This window comes from Pseudomonas sp. ACM7 (genome assembly GCF_004136015.1).
In the GTDB taxonomy this organism is placed as follows: Bacteria; Pseudomonadota; Gammaproteobacteria; order Pseudomonadales; family Pseudomonadaceae; genus Aquipseudomonas; species Aquipseudomonas frigoris.
The window spans coordinates 225640-243739 of sequence record NZ_CP024866.1; the positions used below are offsets into that span (position 1 = coordinate 225640).

Consider the following 18100-nt stretch of genomic DNA (forward strand, 5'->3'; position numbering starts at 1 on the left):
ACAGGATTCTTGACATGATCGACCTCGCCACCTGGAATTTAAGCATCCCTGAAGGCAGCCCACCGGCCACCATAGAAACGCCTCGACTGGCGCAAGGGTTCAAGGACCAGTATTTCAGTTCTGAAGCCGCTACCCTTTCCTTCTGGGCACCTGTGACCGGTTCCAGGACGGCCAACGCTATTTACCCGCGTAGCGAGTTGCGGGAAACCTATAGCGATGGAACGCTGCGCAACTGGCAGTATTCAGCGGCGGATAACACCCTGCGCGCGAGTCTGGCCGTCAATCAGGTTCCGAGCACCGGCAAGATCGTGATTGGCCAGATTCACAACAAGGACAGCAACAGCCCCATGGTGAAGCTGGAGTACCAGTACAAAACGTCGACTTCGACGGGAAACATTGTCGCCAAGGTGCGCATGCGTCCCGACGATGAAGAAGGCCAGGTCATTACCATTGCGACGGGTGTGCCGCTCAACCGCGACTTTTCCTACCAGATCCACCTCAGCCCGAAGGGCGCGCTGGGCATCAGCGCAGCAGGATACAACTGGAGAACCACCATCGACCCGAGCTGGAAGACCAAACCACTGTATTTCAAAGCCGGTGCGTATGTGCAGGACAACACCGGCTATCCCAGCGAGGGTGGAAAAGTGACGTTCAGGATGCTGGAGATCCATCACAAAATTTAGTCGCTTCATTGGGTCACTACCGTCGGCACGCCGATCCGAAGGGTGAAGACTTTAGTGGATTTCCTCGTCGATCGGCTACCAAGTGGCTAGCTGTCAGTGAACTCAACCGCGCAGGCCGCAGATGCCCTCGAAGCCTTTCAAAACCATTGCGTGCGCATCCAGTGGGATACGCTGCTATCGCAGGCGGGTGTCGAAGGTGGCGGCACGCATCCTTACATGGTGCCATCACGTTCACTATCGCAAAAAAGGCGAGCGGGACGAGGAATGCATCAGATTGGTGGCGGAGGCTTCCCAGTGAAGAGTTATCCTGAATTATGAACGCTCTTTCCTGCGCCCGGTGCTGGATTGAGTTAACTAACCTTAAGGGGGCCGGTCGATTGCACCATTTCGCGATGGGCAGCTATCGGCCGATTGTGTTGAAAAAGTCGGTTTTTCAGGAAACGCGACACTGAACTTGGCCTTCAACAGAGAACCTATTCACCACTGTTAAGTGGCTTTTCGGTCCTTCGTTGATCGTTGCTGCTTTGTCAGTGGGTTGATTTGAGGTTTTTTGATGAAGCAGGCGCACCTATCCCGTGGCGGGTGGCCCTTGAGATGTAAGTTTGGCCAATCGACGCAGGTTCTGTACCGCTGCCGCCAGTGTGAACTCATCGGTCGCGCCACTCATGCCACGTAGTCGCAAGCGATCCAGTTTCAAGATGCGCTTGAGGTGGGCAAACAACATTTCGACCTTCTTGCGTTGGTGACGAGAGCGCACGTATTCCGGCGTCGCCGCGATTCCACGAGCCACCTCTCGAGCCGCTTCATGAATGCTGCGATCGATCTTGCGAAACGCAGTGTTCGGGCAGCACTTGGCTTTCATCGGGCATGTCGCGCAGTCGGTCTGCCGGGATCGGAAGATGATGGTGTTGGCTTTGGTGACGTGCGAACGCTCATTCTTGAAGGCTCGCCATTCGCTGCGCAATGCATTGCCGGCTGGGCAGCGGTATTCCTCAGTCTCCTCATTCCAGTGGAAATCGTTGCTCGAGAAACTGTCGTTCTTGCGCTCGGTTTTGTCCCATACCGGCACATGCGGCTCGATGTCTTTTTCCTCCACCATCCAGGCCAGCATCGGCGCTGTACCGTAGGCTGTATCGCCGATGAGGCGCTCCGGCTTGATGTCGAACTGCGCTTCGACACGATGCCGGCTTGGGCGCGGCAAAAAAATCAGACTGGGTTGGGTAAGCAGCAAGTCCTTGCGATCAAGCCCCTGCAACGTGACGGTGCCTGCCTGCAGCAGGTGAATATGCCCGCGCGGGTCAGCGCCATCGTATGACGCCATTCCGCACAGCTTGCCGCAGTAAAACAGGTTTGCGCGCACGCCGAACTGCGACAACAACGTAGACAATCGGTCCATAGGCAATCTCCGGCGCTTTCGGGCATCACTGGCAGCCCCCCGCCCCAACACGGCAAAAACACGAGGCCTTAATCTCCACATCCGCCCGGGCCATGGCCAGATCAAGGCGCGTCTGGGCGGCAGCAGCTTCGGCATCCAGCCCCAGTCGTCTCAGGCATTCCACATAGCCGTGCAGGCTCCACACATTGTCCAGATGCCAGGACGCACGGCTGAGGGTGTTGTCCAGTCCCAGATCGGCTCGATAGGCCTGCAACGCTTCTTCTACCCTGCCCTGCTCCAAAAGCAACGCGCCCAACGCATGCCGGACCGGTTGCATCCAGCCCCATGGCTCGTCGTAAGGCAGGTTGTCGTCCAGTGACAGCGCCTGGCGCAAGTGGGCGAAGGCGTCGTCGTAATTGCCTTTACGGTACTCGATTTCCCCGCGCAGCATGCCTGCGGCAACCGCCAGAATGTCGGTGCATTTATTGTTGAAAAGGTAGCGTGTGTCCGGCACTCGGGTCCAGGCTTCGAGGAGTAGTCGCTGTTCGGCTTCTGCGGCGGCGATATACTCGGTGGCCGCATGCGCCACGCCTCTGGCGTAATGCAGCATCGCCGTGGTCACGCAGTACAGCGCCTGGTCGTTCGGCAGCGGGGTGGCGAGGATGTCCTGCCATTTGCCGAAGCGTATCTGCACGTGGACCTTCATCGACACGAAGCCTTCCAGCCAGTCGGCCATGGGCGGTTGCTCCACGCGCAGCAGTTCTTCCCTGATGGTCGACATCAGTTGATCGGCGGCTTCCAGGGCCGGTTGGTATTGCCCGAGGAACATCGCCGAATAGAGTTTGAAGTGGTAGTTGTGGCATCGATACAAGGTGTAGAAGTTGAGCGGCCCTTCCTGTTCCAGGTATTTGCTGTCGGCCAGAATCGCCCGGCTATTGGTGACCATGGCCCCACGGTAGTCACCGCAGAGCACGTCGATGTGCGACGGCATATGGCGCAAATGTCCCGCATCCGGCACCAGGTCACGCAGGACATCGCCGGCTCGCAACGCCCGCTCCGGGTAGGGCGACATTTCCAGGGTGTGGACGTACATGTGCAGCACGCCGGGGTGCGGCGCATCGCCGTGCTGCGCCATCCGCCGTAGCGCCCGTTCCAGCACGTCTACCGTTTCAAGCGTGTCGGCGCCCGGCGCCGGTTTACCGGTTTTCAGATCCCACAATTGCCAGGGTGTGCGGTCGATCAACGCTTCGGCAAACAGCGCAACGACATCGGGATCTTCGGGAAAGGCTTTGTAGACATCGCGCATGGACGCCGCATAGGCATCGTTCCAGGCGAAGAGTTGGTCGAGGCTGGAGGCCTGATCGGCCTGGTAGCGTTGCTCCAGCGCCCGGATCAGCGCCTGTTCCACCGGTGTTGCGCCGTCGATATGTCCCAGCGCGGTTTGCGTCGCCAGTCGGGCCTGGGCCACGGCCTCTTTCAACTCCTGTTCGATGAAGGCATCCCAACGCTTGTTGTAGTTGGGGCCCGAAGCGTAGGCGATGCCCCAGTAGGCCATCGCGCAATCGCGGTCGTGTTCGATCGCCTTTTGGAAACAGCGTATGGATTCGTCGTGGTTGTAGCCGTAGCACCATACCAAGCCACGATCGAACCAGCGCTGGGCCTGGGACGAGTGGGTCGTCACCGGGCGGCTGTAGGTGCCCAAATCGTAATAGTCGTGCATCGATTTATCCTCTCGACCAGAGCAGGGAACCTCGCAGGAAATCTTTGCGGACCTGGAGAGCCTCGACAGTTCAAGAGGTCCAGCATACCCCTGCGGTTCTGGCTGAGCGGCAGAGCCGACGACAGGAGGATCATTGCCGGCGTCGATAGTCACCATCAACTCAATGAAGTTCTCATAAAAAATCCGCGGCGTAACATCAGCGCCATACCCAACAACTACACCCCGGAGCACACCATCATGAAACGCCAAATCCTCCTCAGCATCGCTTTCTCGGTTTTTGCAGTTAACGCTTTCGCCGCTACCTCTGCTCACCCGGTTGTCGCTGAAGGCGGCTCGGATCGTCTGATCGAAAACCGCGCTGCATAAATGAATGGCTTTACCGAAGCACTCAACGAAAAGCCCGGCCTGACAAGCCGGGCTTTTTCGTGCACAAAATAAATCGATCCCTGCTTAATGCCTCCGCCGCACCTGTGATACATAACACTTGATTGTGAGTCCCGTACCCATGAGGTTTGCCCATGCTCCACTCCCCACGCTTACCGCAACTGTTGACCTGCGCCGTCCTCGGTTTACTCGCCTGCAGCGCGCAGGCCGGTGCGCCCTCCCCGGCACCCGATAGCTTGCAACCGCTGCTGATGACGTTGAACGAACGCCTGAGCATTGCTGATCTTGTGGCGCTGACTAAGTGGGACAGTGGCAAACCGATCCAGGACAGTGCCCGGGAAGCGCAAGTCATCGCCAACGCCAGGAAGCTGGCCGTTGACCGCAAACTGGACCCGGATGAAGTAGCCGAATTGATCGCCGCACAGATTGAAGCCAACAAGCTGGTGCAGTACGGACTGGTGGCCCAATGGCGAGCGGCTGGCAAGGCGCCTGACACGCCGCGGCCAGACCTCGCCAATCAAATCCGGCCACAGCTCGATGAGCTGCAAAACCGTTTGTTACAGCAATACGCCGCCTTCGCGCCCTATCGCAATGACCCGCAATGCGCGAACTGGCTAGCCAAAGAACGATCCAGCCTAATCAAGGACGGTCTGCATGGTCAGGCACTGATACGCGCCACCGGGGAACTGTGCATCGCAGATCGATGACAGGGTAAATCACGTTCTAGCATCCCTGCTTGCGTCAATGGTCACCATTAACGCACTGAAGTTCTCTTAAGAAATCCGCAGCCGTGAACCATTGCATGAGCAACACCGAAGCGTTTGCCAACCAACAAAAATACAGGAGTTGAAAATGTCTGAACTGAAACTGCATCCCAAAGCCGCAGAATCCCTGAACCAGTGGCACGACATGATCAGCAAGGGTGACTTGAGCGCCTTGCCCGGTTTGTTGGACCCACAGGCGATATTCCGCTCCCCGATGGCTCACACGCCTTACCCGGGTGCGGCCGTGGTATCGATGATTCTCAACACGGTCATCGAGGTATTTGAGGATTTTGTCTACCGCCGGGAACTGTCGACCGCAGACGGGTTGAGCGTCGTCCTGGAGTTCAGCGCCAACGTCGGCGGGAAAGCGTTAAAGGGCATCGACATGATCCGGTTCAACGAACAAGGAAAAATCGTTGAGTTTGAGGTGATGGTTCGTCCCTTGAGTGGCCTGCAAGCCTTGGGCGAGCAAATGGGACAACGCCTTGGCGCTTACCTGGCGGCCAGCAAAGCCTGAAGACGTTGCATCGCCTTGGGCGATGCCTCTGCTCCCGGCTTGGTGTTAAATAGAGCGCGTAAAGCAGCGCAACGAGAACACCGATGAATACCCATTTTGAGATTAGTGATGTCCCTGAGCCCAACATTCAGCGCGATGGAAATATTCATCGCGTCGCCCATCAGCAGACGGTGGTAACAGCATGATCGAGGTCACCGAAGTTTCCATTGCCGAACTGCGTGCTGCGCTCGAGTCAGGCCGAACCACTGCGGTTGAACTGGTCCAGGCCTATCTCGACAGGATCGATGCCTACGACGGACCCGACACGCCCACCGCCCTCAACGCGGTGGTGGTTCGAAACACCGAGGCACTGAACGAAGCGCAGGCGTCCGATGCCCGTCGGGCCAAGGGCGAGACGCTGGGTCCGCTCGATGGCATTCCCTATACGGCCAAGGACAGTTACCTGGTGAAAGGGCTCACTGCCGCCTCCGGCAGTCCCGCCTTCGCGAACCTGATTGCTTATCGCGATGCATTCACGATCGAACGGCTTCGCGCTGCTGGCGCGATCTGCCTGGGCAAGACCAATATGCCGCCGATGGCAAACGGCGGCATGCAGCGAGGGGTCTACGGCCGCGCGGAGAGCCCGTACAACGCTGACTATCTCACCGCCCCCTTCGCCTCGGGTTCATCGAACGGCGCCGGTACGGCAACTGCCGCCAGCTTCGCGGCATTCGGCCTCGCGGAAGAAACCTGGTCGAGCGGACGCGGTCCTGCATCAAACAATGGTTTGTGTGCCTATACGCCTTCGCGCGGGGTGATCTCGGTGCGCGGCAACTGGCCGTTGACGCCGACGATGGACGTTGTCGTGCCGTTTGCCAGAACGATGGCCGACCTGCTCGAAGTGCTCGACGTGGTGGTGGCGAATGATCCCGACACCCGTGGCGATCTGTGGCGGATGCAACCCTGGGTGCCGATTCCGAGTGTCGCTTCGGTGCGTCCCGCTTCCTATGCCGAGTTGGCCGTGAAGTCCGATGCACTGGCAGGAAAGCGCTTTGGTATTCCGCGCATGTACATCAACGCGGATCCGGATGCCGGCACGAGCGATGCGCCTGGCATCGGTGGTCCGACGGGGCAGCGAATCATCACCCGCCCTTCCGTGATCGGGCTCTGGGAAGAGGCTCGCAAAGCACTCGAAGCCGCTGGCGCAGAAGTGATCGAAGTCGATTTCCCGCTGGTCTCCAATTGCGAAGGTGATCGCCCGGGTGCGCCGACGGTGTTTACGCGGGGCCTGGTGTCCAAAGAGTTCCTGCATCACGAATTGTGGGACCTGTCGGCCTGGGCCTTCGATGATTTTCTGCGGGCCAATGGCGATCCCAAGTTGAACCGCCTGGCCGATGTCGACGGACCGCTGATATTCCCTCACGACCCGGGCACGCTCCCCAACCGGGAGGACGACCTTGCCGCAGGCATGGACGAGTACGTGAAGATGGCCGCGCGCGGCATCACACCATGGGACCAGATCACCACCGTTCCTGACGGACTGCGCGGACTTGAACAAACGCGTCGAATCGATCTTGAGGACTGGATGGATCGGCTGGGGCTCGATGCGGTGCTATTCCCGACGGTTGCCGACGTGGGTCCGGCGAATGCCGATGTCGATCCGAAGTCTGCGGATATCGCGTGGAGCAACGGCATCTGGGTCGCCAACGGCAACCTCGCCATCCGGCACCTGGGCGTTCCCACGGTCACTGTACCGATGGGCGTCGTGCCGGACATCGGCATGCCCGTCGGGCTGACATTCGCCGGTCGTGCCTATGACGATTCGACGCTACTGCGCCTGGCTTCGGCGTTCGAATCGATCGGGACAAAACGATTGATTCCGCCTCGAACCCCACCCTTGCCGGTTGGCAAACACTAGAAAGGGCGGGATTGGGGCTTTACACGCTCCGATCCCGTCCACTGGTTGACCGTCGCCCCGGAATTCAGCGCCAACGTCGACGGAAGAGCATCAACGAGAGTTTTTCGGCAAAACGCGACGGCCATTCCATGGCACGCCTGGTGGAGATCTTGCGGGCGATGTCCACAAAGGGTGTGACGATCAGGCTATAGAGCGTCAGGTAACGGTCATGATCCTGTTTGCCGGTGCCGAACTGAATAGGCTCGGGCGTCGAGTGCGTGACGTAGAGCGTCCCGAACATCCAGTCCCAGAGTGACAGGTTGATACCGAAATTCTTGTTGAAGTGTCGGGGCGCGTCACTGTGGTGAATCTGGTGCTGCGCCGGGCTGTTCAGTACATGCTCGACCACGGGGCCGAATGAAAACCAGACATGGCTGTGACGCAAATTGGCCGCCAAGGCATTGAGGATCAAGACCATGTAGGTCACGCCGAACAAGGTGTACCGGCTGATCTCCCCGCCACAGGCGTACCAGAAGACACCGGCGAAAGCGCCGAGGCAGACGGTGTCAGTCAGTTTTTCGACGATTTTTTCCACAAAGTGAATCCGGCTCGCCGTCGCCGGCACCAGGACGGGCGCGGAATGATGGACTTTGTGGAACGCCCATAGATGCCGGGAATGAAAGGCGCGATGGGCCCAGTAATGGATAAAGTCTTGCACCAGAAACACGCCCAGCCCGTAGAGCAAGGAAAGTGAGAGGTTCTCCCCCACCTGCACGCGCGCGCCCCAAAGATTGTTGAAAAACGAAATGTAGTCACCGGAGCGCAGGACGTACGGATCGACCAGGCCAACAATGGGCAGCACCAGCGCGACCTTCAGGATGGCCCGCACGAAGTAGTACCGGTAATCCAGCAACGCCGAGGGATGAAAATGAACCCGGTGCCCGCCGATGAACTGCCAGAAAGAACGTGCGTCGGTCAGTCCACGATATTTTCTGAATCGGTACAGGCTATAGGCGATGCTGTAGGACAAGCAGAGAAACACGACGCTGAAGCGGCCGTTCAGATCGAAAATGCCAAGAAACTCGTCTGCAACAGGCTCGATCACCCACTTGATCAGGTAGTCATACAGAAGCGCGAAAACATCCATTAACGGCTCCCCTCCGTCAAAAGGGGGGATTGTAATTCAGATCGTAACCACCGGGTGTTCCGAGCCGAGCGAATACCTTTCGAAAATCACAAAGCCCTATTGCGGCTGAAACGTCTGAAGGTACGCCAACAGGTTGTCGATCTTTTCCGGGTCGCTGAGCCCCCAGAAAATCATGCGGGTGCCAGGTACCACTTTTTTTGGAGCTTCGAGGTACGCGGTCAGCGTTTCGCGGTTCCAGACAATGCCGGCTGATTTCATCGCATCGGAATATTGATAATCCGTGGTGCTGCCCGAAGGGCGTCCAAAAATACCATTGAGCTGCGGCCCGAATGAACCGCGCGCCGACTCCCCGACCTGATGGCAGCCGCCGCATATCCGCTTGAACAGTGTCGCACCCGCTTCAGCATCGCCGGCCGCTTGAGCTTGCGCGCTGAATAATCCTGCATTGAGCACCAGGGCGAAGGTGAGTACGGCGGTTTTCTGCATGTTCTGCTCCCAATCATCTGTGGCTTGGCGCCAGTGAATCAACTCGCACCCGCTTGAAACTTCTTCCTGTACGCCGCCGGCAGCAAACCCACTCGCTGGCGGAACAGTCTACGGAACGAATTACCGTCTTCGTAGCCTACGGCGTAAGTGATGCTGTCGAGTGTCATGCGGGTGGATTCAAGAAGCTGTTTTGCCTTCTCCAGACGCATGGTTTGCAGGTAGGTAATGGGCGTGTAACCGGTGGCTTCCTTGAAACGCCGTTTGAAGTTCCTGACACCGAACCCGAATCGCTGAGCGACGTCATCGATCAACAGCGGCTGATCGAAGCGCTCCTCTAGCCAGTGTTGAACCTGCAGGATGTCGCCATCCCCATGGTTCTTCGGCAATGACCACATGACATACACCGATTGCTCGCTGCGCACAGCGTCGACCAGCAAGTATTTGCTGCACTTTTGCGCCAGTTCCAGTGAAGCGAACCGGCGCACGAGGTGCAGCAAAAGATCCATGGCGGCACTCGCGCCCCCGCACGTGATCACGCGATTGTCCTCACAGAGGATCTGCGACTCCTCCAGACAGACCTCGGCATACCGACGACGAAAGAAGTCTGCAAAGGCCCAGTGCGTGGTAGCACGAACGCCATCCAGCAGGCCCGTTTCGGCCAGCATGAATGCCGCCGTGCACATTGAAGCCAGCACGGCCCCCTGCGCATGCTGTTGACGCAGCCATGGCCCATAGGCTGAAAAGGCCGGCAAGGCATCCTTCAAGGTGAAGAGGAATCCGGGGATCAGCACCAGATCGGTTCGCGGGATCTCGACGGTGGACCGGTCCACGCGCAGTGTCTGCCCTCCCCACGCGGCGACATCACCACCATCAAGCGAGGCGATGACCACGTCAAAAGGCGCGCCGGCCGTGTCGGCGAACAGGTTGGCGGCGCTGAGCACTTCCAGGGCCATCGTGGCGCTGGCGGCTGAACATTGATCCGCCAGTAAAAGCGTGATGTGCATAAATGATCCAATTGCGCTTTTCGCATGAAAAAAGTCATTTGCGCACCTACCTTACCCAATCCTTCCTCCCTAAAGTGCACGCGTCACTCAATCATCGCGTACTTATGAATCTCTGGTTCCGACTTTTCCTCATGCTGTTCCGTTGTCCGTGGCGCAAGCCGGTTGACGCCTTGGCCACCACCGTCGTCCACATGCGCGTCTGGCCGCTTGATCTCGACCTCAACCGACACGTGACCAATGGCCGGTATTTCACCCTGGCTGATATAGGACGCATGGACTACGTGTTGCGCAGCGGTGCATTCCGGGTGGCGCTGCGCAATAAGGCCGTGCCTATCGTTGGCGACACCTGGGGCAAGTTTCGGCGTGAACTGAAGCTGTTTGAAGCGTTCGAGATTCACACCAGGATGCTGGGCTGGGACAACAAGTGGAGCTTTATGGAGCACCGCTTCGTGAGCAAGGGACGCGTGGTCGGTGTCCTGGTGATGCGGGGTCTGTTCCGCTCTGCCAAAGGCACCGTTCCACCTGGCGAGTACGCCCGGGAACTGGGCTTGGCTGAACAGTCGCCGTCGATGCCGACGTGGCTGACAGACTGGTCGCAAAGCTGCAATGACATGAGCCGTGAGCTTCGAGAGGAAGAGGGTCAGCCTGCCCGGCGCCCGCAGACCGTCGAATAAATTCGGCGCTCCCGCTATCCGCTGACAGCCTCAAGCGCACACTCTATCCTGTGCACCCCGAATCTACGCTTGCCACGATTTCACCGGAGACATCAGTGCCGCCCCTGACCGCCCGCGAGGTTTACCAGCAATTGCGCGACGCCGCGCTGGAAGTTCGGCTTCTGAAGAGCCTCGACGAACAACCCGAGCCCGGCCAGGTACAAGTCGATATCGAGGGCTGGCGTCTGACCCTCGACTTCGATGGCAATCGCCTTCGTCACTGCCAACGTTGCCAAGGCCCGGACGGCCGCGAGGGCGTGTTCGACAGTTGGCAACGTTACGGCACGGACCCGGTCAGTTTGCTCAGCACCTGGGAGTTGGCGCAGATAGAGCGTTTGCTGACTGAACTCAAAAACGCGGTTTGACCGCCTTCCACTCCGGCTTGTAACGCTGCATCTGTTTCACGTCATCGCGCTGACGAATGCCGCAAGTCAGGTACTGGTCATGCAGCTTGCCCAATTGATCGTGATCCAGCTCCAGGCCCAATCCGGGTGCGCGGGTGATCTTCACGCAGCCATCGACGATGGGTATTTTGCCGCCCTTGATCACCTCTTCATCCGGTTCCTGCCACGGGTAATGCGTATCGCAGGCGTAATCCAGATTGGGCACCGCGGCGGCGACATGGGCCATCGCCATCAGGCTGATGCCCAAATGGGAGTTGGAATGCATCGATACGCCAAGGCCAAAGGTGTCGCACATTTTCGCCAGCGCCTGGGTGTCGCGCAGGCCGCCCCAGTAGTGGTGGTCGGCGAGGACGATCTGCACGCTGTTCAAAGCAATACTGCGGCGGAACTCATCGAAGTCGGTGACCACCATGTTGGTCGCCAGCGGCAGGCCGGTGCGCTTGTGCAGTTCGGACATGCCGTCGAGGCCCGGCGTCGGGTCTTCGTAATATTCCAGGTCATCGCCCAACAGTTCGGCCATGCGGATCGAAGTTTCCAGCGACCAGTTGCCGTTCGGGTCGATGCGCAACGGGTAACCGGGGAAAGCCTTTTTCAGCGCCTTGATGCACGACACTTCGTGCTCCGATGGCAGCGTGCCGGCCTTGAGCTTGATGCTCTTGAAACCGTTGGCCTCGATCATGCGCCGGGCCTGGGCGACGATTTGTTCTTCGTTCAGGGCTTCGCCCCAACTGTCGGGTTTGTAGGGTGAGTCGACATGCTGGGCGTACTTGAAGAACAAGTAGGCGCTGAACGGAATCTCGTCGCGAATCGCCCCGCCCAGCAAATCCACCAACGGCACGTTCAACGAGTGTGCCTGCAAATCCAGGAACGCCACTTCGAACGCCGAATACGCATTGCTCACCGCTTTGCTGGCGTGGGAGCCCGGCGCCAGTTCCGCACCGGCAATGCTTGCCGGTTTGTTCGCTGCCACTGTGGCCTGCACGATGCGGCGCAGCTGATTGAGGTTGAACGGATCGAGGCCGATCAGCTGGTCTTGCAGTTGTTGCTGGATTAGCAGCGCCGGGGCGTCGCCGTAGCTCTCACCCAGGCCAATGTAGCCGTTGTCGCTTTCAATCTCGATGATTGAGCGCAGCGCAAAAGGTTCATGGATACCACTGGCGTTGAGCAGCGGCGGATCACGAAAGGCGATTGGGGTGACGGTGACTCGTTTGATTTTCAAGAAGCGGCTCCCTTTGGATCAGGTTTCAAAGCTGGGTGACTTATAGATTTTTGTGGTGCCGCGTCGGCGGCAGGTTTGCCGGTCAGCAAGTGGCGTGCATCGCCCCGAGCTGCCGTGCGGGCGAAGAAGATCACCACCGCCGCAACCAGTGACGTGGCCGCCAAACCGTAGAGGCCGCCTTCGATGGAGCCGGTTTTTTGCTCCAGGAAACCGAACGCCGTCGGGGCGACGAAACCGCCGAGGTTGCCGATGGAGTTGATCAAGGCGATCACCGCGGCGGCGATGCGAGCGTCCAGATAGCCTTGCGGAATCGGCCAGAACAATGCCGAGGCGGCCTTGAAACCAATGGCGGCAAAACAGATGGCGACGAAGGCGAAGATCGGCCCGCCGGTGGTGGACATGAACATGCCGAACGCGGCGATCACCAGGGTCAAGGCCACCCAGGCTTGCTGGTGTTTCCATTTGCTGGCCATGGCGGCGAAGCCATACATCGCGATGATCGAAATGATCCACGGAATCGAGTTGAACAGGCCCACCTGGAAGTCGCCGAGGTTGCCCATTTTCTTGATCATGCTCGGCAGCCAGAACGTGACGCCGTAGATGGTCAGGGCGATGGAAAAGTAGATGAAGCAGAACAGCGCGATCTGCTTGTCGGCCAGCAGCTTGAACATCGACGGCTTGACGGTCTGTGTGGCTTCGCGGGCCTGTTGTTCCAGCACGATGGCATCAACCAGTGCGTCCTTTTCTTCGGCGCTCAGCCATTTCGCCTCGCGCGGATGGGATTGCAGCCAGAACCACACAAATCCACAGAGCACGATCGAGGCAAAGCCTTCGATCAGGAACATCCACTGCCAGCCATGCAGGCTGAAACCACTGACATTCAACAGCGCGCCGGAGACGGGACCGGAGATCACCGAGGCAATGGCCGAACCGCTGAGGAAAATCGCCATGGCCTTGCCGCGTTCAGTCGACGGCAGCCATTGGGTGAAGTAGTAAATGATGCCGGGAAAGAAGCCCGCTTCGGCTGCACCGAGGACAAAACGCAGTACATAGAAGCTGGTTTCGCCGCGCACAAACGCCATGGCCATCGCCGCCGCGCCCCAGGTGAACATGATCCGCGTCAGCCAGGCGCGAGCGCCGTAGCGTTGCAACAGCATGTTGGAGGGGACTTCGAAGATCGCGTAACCGATAAAGAACAACCCGGCGCCCAGGCCGTAGGCTGCTGCGCCGATACCGAGGTCGGTTTCCATGTGGCTGCGCACGAAGCCGATATTGACGCGGTCGATGTAGTTGACGATGAACATCACCACAAACAGCGGCAGCACATGGCGCTTGACCTTGGCCGCTGCGCGGGCGAGCACGTTCGGGTCCGGCGGACTCTGGAGGGTATTCAAGGGGCGACTCCCGTTCATTGTTTTTTTAGGGACGAGCCGATCATGGACGCGCACATTGATCCCGTCTAATCTAACTTGGCATTCGATTGATACCGGATTTAGATCAATGTTCGAACTGACTCAACTGCGCTGTTTCACAACGGTGGCGACCGAACTGAATTTCCGCCGTGCCGCCGAACGGTTGAACATGACTCAACCGCCCCTCAGTCGACAGATTCAACTGCTGGAACATCACCTGGGTGTCGAGCTGTTCACCCGCACCACCCGCAGCGTCGCCCTGACCGCCGCCGGCCGCGCCTTCTTCATCGAAGCGCAGAACCTGCTGGAGCGCGCCCAGCAAGCCGCCGTTACCGCTCGCCGTTTTGCCGAGGGCGACATCGGCTCGGTCAACATCAGTTTCGTCGGCAGCGCGGTGTATGAATTCCTGCCCAAAGTCATCGCCGAAGCACGGCTCAAACAGCCGCATGTGAAAATCGACCTGACGGAGATGAACACCTACCAGCAGCATGAAGCCCTGCGTGCCCGTCGTATCGACTTGGGCATTGTTCGCGCGCCTTTGCTGGAGCCGGGGTACGCCACCGAATGCCTGGTGCGTGAACCGTTTGTATTGGCGGTGCCGAGCAGTCATCGGCTGGCGAGCGCAGAAACCGTGTCGGTCAAAGACCTCAATGCGCAACCGTTCCTGATGTACTCCCACGCCGCCTACCCGCCGTTCAACGAACTGCTGACCGGCATGCTCCGCTCTGCCCGCGTCGCCCCGGAATACGTGCAATGGCTCGGTTCATCCTTGACCATTCTGGCCTTGGTCAACGCCGGAATGGGCCTGGCCCTGGTGCCGCGCTGCGCCACCAGCGTGGTGTTCAAGAACGTGGTGTTTCGCGATATCGATTTGGGCGAAGGTGTGCAGAGCGAGCTGCATTTGATCTGGCGCGAGAACAATGACAACCCGGCATTTGCGATGTTGCTGGATGGCATTCGAAGGGCTGTGCGGGAGGGATGGGGCGTTTGAGCCTGTCGTTACCTGGCGTTTCTTTGGGGTCATCGACCACTTTGCCTCTGACGACGAACCCGGCCCTTGCGCAGTGGTCCAAACATCTGATGGCGTCGCGACTGATCAAAGGCCTTGGGCCTGGTTCATTCAAAAGCGACGTTTTGCAATTCACACACATCAGGGTGCGCCGGATAACGTTCAGTAGGTTCGGATCCTGTCTGGTGCAGGCGCTGACTGCTGCTCCCATCCCCTGCTCCCTTACCGGAGTACGAAAATGACTCAGTCAATGCGCTTCTTCCTATCGATCTTCCTCGCGACAGCCTCATTGGCATCAGCGAGCCTCCTGAACACTGCAGGTGCGGCAACCGCCGAGGACCTGAATGCCGACTCCAAGCAAGCGTTGCAAACGCTTTACAAGTCCACACCCTTTGCCAAAACCATTTCGCAGAATGCCAAAGCGGTGCTGGTCTTCCCGAAAATCATCAAGGCCGGCCTTGTGTTTGGTGGCAGCTATGGCGAAGGCGTGCTGATGAAGGGCTCGAAAGTGGATAGTTACTACAACTCCGTAACGGGGTCATGGGGGCTGCAGGCAGGCGCCCAATCGTACGGTTATGCGGTGTTCCTGATGACTGACAAAGCCGTGAATTATGTTCGTGAAACCAAGGGCTGGGAAGTCGGCGTGGGGCCAACCGTTGTCGTGGTTGACGCAGGCGTCGCGAAGAATCTGTCGAGTTCGACACTCAAGGACGATGCCTACGCGTTCATATTCGACCAGCAAGGGTTAATGGCCGGGGTCAGCATCGAGGGAACGAAGATTTCCCTGATCAAGCGCTGAAAGCCTGCCCTTCAAGGGGTCTGTCTTTTGAGGCGTGCCGCGTGGGTGCCCCCTCTACCAAGGCGTCTTGTGTACCAGGCAAGACGCCCCTTTGGGACAGGATGCACGGCGAAATTCTTGAATTGTTGAGCGCTATCACCGTCCTCGCCAAGAGGGGGCCTAATGAATCTTCTAACCCGATGTAAGGGTGCATGTATTGCTCTGGTGCTATGCGTGGTTGTGCTCCTGACATTTGTGATTGGCTCCAGTGCTTTGCCTAGGATAGTGCCGGACATGGCTCGCGCTCCCTCTGCGCCAGTGCAACTCGACGGAATACACGGACCTCTGTCAGCCGAGCACAGCAAAGCCATTCTCGACCGACTTAAGTCCACCGGCGCAGAAACCAACATCTTCGATGCGCACCTCGCAATCGAAGAATCAGTCGCCGGTAGCCCGCTAACGGAAGGAAACAAGGTCGACTTGCTGCAGGACGGTCCCACCACCTACCAGTCGATGATCAAAGCCATTGAAGCTGCGCGCGACCACATCAACATGGAGACCTACATCCTCGACGACGATGAAGTCGGCCAGCGTTTCGCCGCCGCACTGATCGCTCAGCAACACAAAGGCGTACAGGTCAATCTGATCCGTGACAGCGTCGGAACCCTTGGAACACCCTCAGCGTTTTTCTCTCGATTGACCGAAGCGGGCATCAAAGTGCTGGAGTACCACCCCATCAATCCGGTGACGGCCAAAGCGGGCTGGGACGTGAACCAGCGCGACCACCGAAAGCTGCTGATAGTGGACGGCCGGATTGCCTTTCTCGGCGGGATCAACATCAGCAGTGTCTATTCAGGGGGCTCGTTCAGCACTCACTCGAAGACTCGCCCAACGGGTGATTTGCCCTGGCGCGATACCGACTTGCGCATCGAGGGACCCGTGGTTGCAGACCTGCAGAAGCTGTTCATCGGAACCTGGACTGCCCAGAAAGGTGAACCACTCGCGCCTCGCCACTACTTTCCGCCACAGGAGCGCAAAGGCACCGAGGTGATTCGCGCCATCGGCAGCTCGCCAGATGAGCCGTTCAGCCTGATCTATGCCACGCTGATTTCGGCGCTGCATAGCGCGCAGACCGAGATATGGCTGACCAACGCCTACTTCGTGCCCGACCCGCAGTTGCTGGCGGCACTCAAGGAGGCGGCAGCACGTGGCGTAGACGTCAAGCTGGTGTTGCCCAGTAGCACCGATTCGTGGCTGGTGTTCCATGCCGGACGCGCCTACTACAGCGAGCTGCTGGAGGCCAACGTCAAGCTTTACGAACGCCGTGATGCGCTACTCCACGTCAAGACTGCCGCAATCGATGGCGTGTGGTCGAGTGTCGGCTCCACCAACCTCGACTGGCGCAGCTTCGTGCACAACGATGAAGTCAACGCCGTTGTGCTGGGCACCGGATTTGGAAAAAAGATGCAGGCGGCATTCATGGCTGATCTGGCCAAGTCGAACGAAATCAAGCTGGAAACGTGGCAGCGCCGCTCGCTCGCAGTAAGAGCCAAGGAGCAGATGGCGCGACTTTGGGAATACTGGCTTTAAGTCGAGTGGCGCGGGAACTGTGCTGCCTAATGGAAGTGGGAGCAAAGGTGCACTACCTTATATTTGTACACCCTCGCGTCGCAATCCAATTCAGGTTGAGAGGTGGAATTCATGAACAACATCATCTACATCGTCGGGGTAGTTGTGATTGTCGTGGTTATCCTGTCGTTTCTCGGGTTTACATAGAATCGAAGACCGTCTCGCATTGGCAAGGCTGCACCCCGTATCGCGAGGCACAGCCTGGTCGCGCCTGACCTATTTGGCCTTTAGAAACTCCACAGGTTCGCCGCCATGCCCGCCAATATGATTTGCGACACACCGTACTTGCGCAGCTGCAGCGCCAGGTCATTGGTTTCCGGGCCGTAAACCTTGTGCGGTGAAGCAATGATGGTTTTGCCGTCGAAGATGTAGGGCTTGTACTCGGGCATGAAGTCGCCGCAATACCTGTGGGAGCGAGCTTGCTCGCGATGAACGATGACGCGGCATCCCAGGCCTGACACAAAAACCAATCACCGGTCAGCAACGGCAACCGAGAAACCTGTGGCGAGGGAGCGGGCTTCCGTCGGGCCGCGCAGCGGCCCCCCAAAGGGGACAACTGCCCAACCCAACGTCAGTTACCCACTCACCACAGCAGACCGCACTTACGCAGGTGGCTCAATTTTATCCAGCAATCGGTTTGCCGTGATTTCAGCCACCATGACGCTGTTGGAAATGCCCAACAGGGAATAGCGCGAGCCACCATCCAAGCGGTCCACCAACTCGTGGACCATCACATCAATCGCGGCCAGGGTTTCGACCAGAAAAACCGCCAGGGTTTCGGTCGTGGCCTCTGGGTCCACGTAAAACAGGGTGCTGCGTGTTCGCGGGGTGGCTTTGATGTCGGCAATCGACGGGAAGTGGTAATTGAGAGCCCGCTCGGCGGCTTCGTTGAGTTTTTTTGAATCGGGTTCGTACGGGGAGACCGGATCGGTGTCCGGTGGGTTGGGTGTGACCTTGAACATGGTAAATCCTCGTTTACT

17 protein-coding genes and 2 pseudogenes are annotated in these 18100 nt (G+C 58.6%); 10 read left to right on the forward strand and 9 right to left on the reverse strand.

Annotated features, from left to right (window positions below):
- Positions 1-14 precede the first annotated feature (14 nt).
- Complete coding sequence (locus CUN63_RS01175) at positions 15-683, forward strand: polysaccharide lyase family 7 protein (RefSeq protein WP_129436826.1); 669 nt, start codon at positions 15-17, stop codon at positions 681-683.
- A gap of 568 nt (positions 684-1251) precedes the next feature.
- On the opposite strand, the gene CUN63_RS01180 is transcribed toward CUN63_RS01175, so the two are convergent.
- Together CUN63_RS01180 and CUN63_RS01185 are read right to left on the reverse strand one after the other, a co-directional pair.
- On the reverse strand, positions 1252-2214 hold the full coding sequence (locus CUN63_RS01180; RefSeq protein WP_306108950.1) for a transposase: 963 nt from the start codon (positions 2212-2214) through the stop codon (positions 1252-1254).
- Positions 2105-3778, reverse strand: coding sequence for a tetratricopeptide repeat protein (locus CUN63_RS01185; RefSeq protein ID WP_129436827.1), 1674 nt, complete (start codon positions 3776-3778; stop codon positions 2105-2107). The genes CUN63_RS01180 and CUN63_RS01185 overlap by 110 nt, the downstream gene beginning before the upstream one ends.
- Positions 3779-4015: 237 nt before the next feature.
- On the opposite strand from CUN63_RS01185, the pseudogene CUN63_RS01190 reads away from it, so the two are divergent.
- From CUN63_RS01190 to CUN63_RS01205, 4 genes and pseudogenes are all read left to right on the forward strand, one after another.
- Positions 4016-4141 (forward strand): annotated as a pseudogene (locus tag CUN63_RS01190) (phage infection protein); the annotation flags it as partial.
- A gap of 155 nt (positions 4142-4296) precedes the next feature.
- Positions 4297-4869: a chorismate mutase gene (locus CUN63_RS01195; protein WP_129436828.1), complete on the forward strand. Its 573-nt coding sequence runs from the start codon at positions 4297-4299 to the stop codon at positions 4867-4869.
- A gap of 145 nt (positions 4870-5014) precedes the next feature.
- Positions 5015-5443 (forward strand): nuclear transport factor 2 family protein, encoded by a 429-nt coding sequence (locus tag CUN63_RS01200; RefSeq protein WP_129436829.1) that lies wholly within the window; start codon positions 5015-5017, stop codon positions 5441-5443.
- Between the two features lie 181 nt (positions 5444-5624).
- Positions 5625-7340: an amidase gene (locus CUN63_RS01205; protein ID WP_129436830.1), complete on the forward strand. Its 1716-nt coding sequence runs from the start codon at positions 5625-5627 to the stop codon at positions 7338-7340.
- Positions 7341-7404: 64 nt separating this feature from the next.
- Here CUN63_RS01205 and CUN63_RS01210 read toward each other — a convergent pair whose 3' ends face one another.
- From CUN63_RS01210 to CUN63_RS01220, 3 genes are all read right to left on the reverse strand, one after another.
- Positions 7405-8466: a sterol desaturase family protein gene (locus CUN63_RS01210; RefSeq protein ID WP_256657650.1), complete on the reverse strand. Its 1062-nt coding sequence runs from the start codon at positions 8464-8466 to the stop codon at positions 7405-7407.
- 96 nt (positions 8467-8562) lie between these two features.
- Complete coding sequence (locus CUN63_RS01215; RefSeq protein WP_129436831.1) at positions 8563-8952, reverse strand: cytochrome c family protein; 390 nt, start codon at positions 8950-8952, stop codon at positions 8563-8565.
- 38 nt (positions 8953-8990) lie between these two features.
- Complete coding sequence (locus CUN63_RS01220) at positions 8991-9956, reverse strand: GlxA family transcriptional regulator (RefSeq protein ID WP_129436832.1); 966 nt, start codon at positions 9954-9956, stop codon at positions 8991-8993.
- Between the two features lie 104 nt (positions 9957-10060).
- Here CUN63_RS01220 and CUN63_RS01225 point away from each other — a divergent pair, with 104 nt between their 5' ends.
- On the forward strand, positions 10061-10630 hold the full coding sequence (locus CUN63_RS01225; RefSeq protein WP_129436833.1) for an acyl-CoA thioesterase: 570 nt from the start codon (positions 10061-10063) through the stop codon (positions 10628-10630).
- A gap of 95 nt (positions 10631-10725) precedes the next feature.
- Positions 10726-11034 (forward strand): hypothetical protein, encoded by a 309-nt coding sequence (locus CUN63_RS01230; protein WP_129436834.1) that lies wholly within the window; start codon positions 10726-10728, stop codon positions 11032-11034.
- Here the strand turns inward: CUN63_RS01230 and CUN63_RS01235 are convergent.
- Both CUN63_RS01235 and CUN63_RS01240 read right to left on the reverse strand, forming a co-directional pair.
- Positions 11018-12292 carry a glucarate dehydratase family protein gene (locus CUN63_RS01235; RefSeq protein WP_129436835.1) on the reverse strand — a complete coding sequence of 425 codons (1275 nt, stop codon included), beginning with the start codon at positions 12290-12292 and terminating at the stop codon, positions 11018-11020. The two genes, CUN63_RS01230 and CUN63_RS01235, sit on opposite strands and share 17 nt — an antisense overlap.
- Positions 12289-13686 carry an MFS transporter gene (locus tag CUN63_RS01240; RefSeq protein WP_129436836.1) on the reverse strand — a complete coding sequence of 466 codons (1398 nt, stop codon included), beginning with the start codon at positions 13684-13686 and terminating at the stop codon, positions 12289-12291. Before CUN63_RS01240 ends, CUN63_RS01235 begins: the two co-directional genes overlap by 4 nt.
- A 106-nt stretch (positions 13687-13792) precedes the next feature.
- Between CUN63_RS01240 and CUN63_RS01245 the strand changes: the two genes are divergently transcribed.
- The 3 genes from CUN63_RS01245 to cls all read left to right on the forward strand — a co-directional run bounded on the left by CUN63_RS01245 (position 13793) and on the right by cls (position 17081).
- The gene (locus CUN63_RS01245; RefSeq protein ID WP_129436837.1) at positions 13793-14695 is read left to right on the forward strand and encodes a LysR substrate-binding domain-containing protein; all 903 of its coding nucleotides are present in this window, start codon (positions 13793-13795) and stop codon (positions 14693-14695) included.
- A gap of 256 nt (positions 14696-14951) precedes the next feature.
- Entirely contained in the window at positions 14952-15512 is a 561-nt protein-coding gene (locus CUN63_RS01250) for a YSC84-related protein (protein ID WP_129436838.1), read from the forward strand.
- Positions 15513-15674: 162 nt separating this feature from the next.
- Positions 15675-17081, forward strand: coding sequence for a cardiolipin synthase (cls, locus tag CUN63_RS01255; protein WP_129436839.1), 1407 nt, complete (start codon positions 15675-15677; stop codon positions 17079-17081).
- A 278-nt stretch (positions 17082-17359) separates the two neighbouring features.
- Here the strand turns inward: cls and CUN63_RS01260 are convergent.
- Both CUN63_RS01260 and CUN63_RS01265 read right to left on the reverse strand, forming a co-directional pair.
- Positions 17360-17515: pseudogene (locus CUN63_RS01260) on the reverse strand (cysteine hydrolase); the annotation flags it as partial.
- Positions 17516-17722: 207 nt separating this feature from the next.
- Positions 17723-18082 (reverse strand): DUF6124 family protein, encoded by a 360-nt coding sequence (locus CUN63_RS01265; RefSeq protein ID WP_129436840.1) that lies wholly within the window; start codon positions 18080-18082, stop codon positions 17723-17725.
- Positions 18083-18100: the final 18 nt, after the last annotated feature.

Excerpts from the sequence above, each read along its gene's own strand:
- CUN63_RS01220 (WP_129436832.1), bottom strand. The coding sequence starts at position 9,956 with ATGCACATCACGCTTTTACTGGCGGATCAATGTTCAGCCGCCAGCGCC.
- CUN63_RS01225 (WP_129436833.1), top strand. The coding sequence starts at position 10,061 with ATGAATCTCTGGTTCCGACTTTTCCTCATGCTGTTCCGTTGTCCGTGG.
- CUN63_RS01195 (WP_129436828.1), top strand. The coding sequence starts at position 4,297 with ATGCTCCACTCCCCACGCTTACCGCAACTGTTGACCTGCGCCGTCCTC.
- CUN63_RS01265 (WP_129436840.1), bottom strand. The coding sequence starts at position 18,082 with ATGTTCAAGGTCACACCCAACCCACCGGACACCGATCCGGTCTCCCCG.
- CUN63_RS01250 (WP_129436838.1), top strand. The coding sequence starts at position 14,952 with ATGACTCAGTCAATGCGCTTCTTCCTATCGATCTTCCTCGCGACAGCC.
- CUN63_RS01205 (WP_129436830.1), top strand. The coding sequence starts at position 5,625 with ATGATCGAGGTCACCGAAGTTTCCATTGCCGAACTGCGTGCTGCGCTC.
- CUN63_RS01175 (WP_129436826.1), top strand. The coding sequence starts at position 15 with ATGATCGACCTCGCCACCTGGAATTTAAGCATCCCTGAAGGCAGCCCA.
- CUN63_RS01180 (WP_306108950.1), bottom strand. The coding sequence starts at position 2,214 with ATGCCGAAGCTGCTGCCGCCCAGACGCGCCTTGATCTGGCCATGGCCC.
- CUN63_RS01185 (WP_129436827.1), bottom strand. The coding sequence starts at position 3,778 with ATGCACGACTATTACGATTTGGGCACCTACAGCCGCCCGGTGACGACC.
- CUN63_RS01245 (WP_129436837.1), top strand. The coding sequence starts at position 13,793 with ATGTTCGAACTGACTCAACTGCGCTGTTTCACAACGGTGGCGACCGAA.
- cls (WP_129436839.1), top strand. The coding sequence starts at position 15,675 with ATGAATCTTCTAACCCGATGTAAGGGTGCATGTATTGCTCTGGTGCTA.
- CUN63_RS01210 (WP_256657650.1), bottom strand. The coding sequence starts at position 8,466 with ATGGATGTTTTCGCGCTTCTGTATGACTACCTGATCAAGTGGGTGATC.
- CUN63_RS01215 (WP_129436831.1), bottom strand. The coding sequence starts at position 8,952 with ATGCAGAAAACCGCCGTACTCACCTTCGCCCTGGTGCTCAATGCAGGA.
- CUN63_RS01200 (WP_129436829.1), top strand. The coding sequence starts at position 5,015 with ATGTCTGAACTGAAACTGCATCCCAAAGCCGCAGAATCCCTGAACCAG.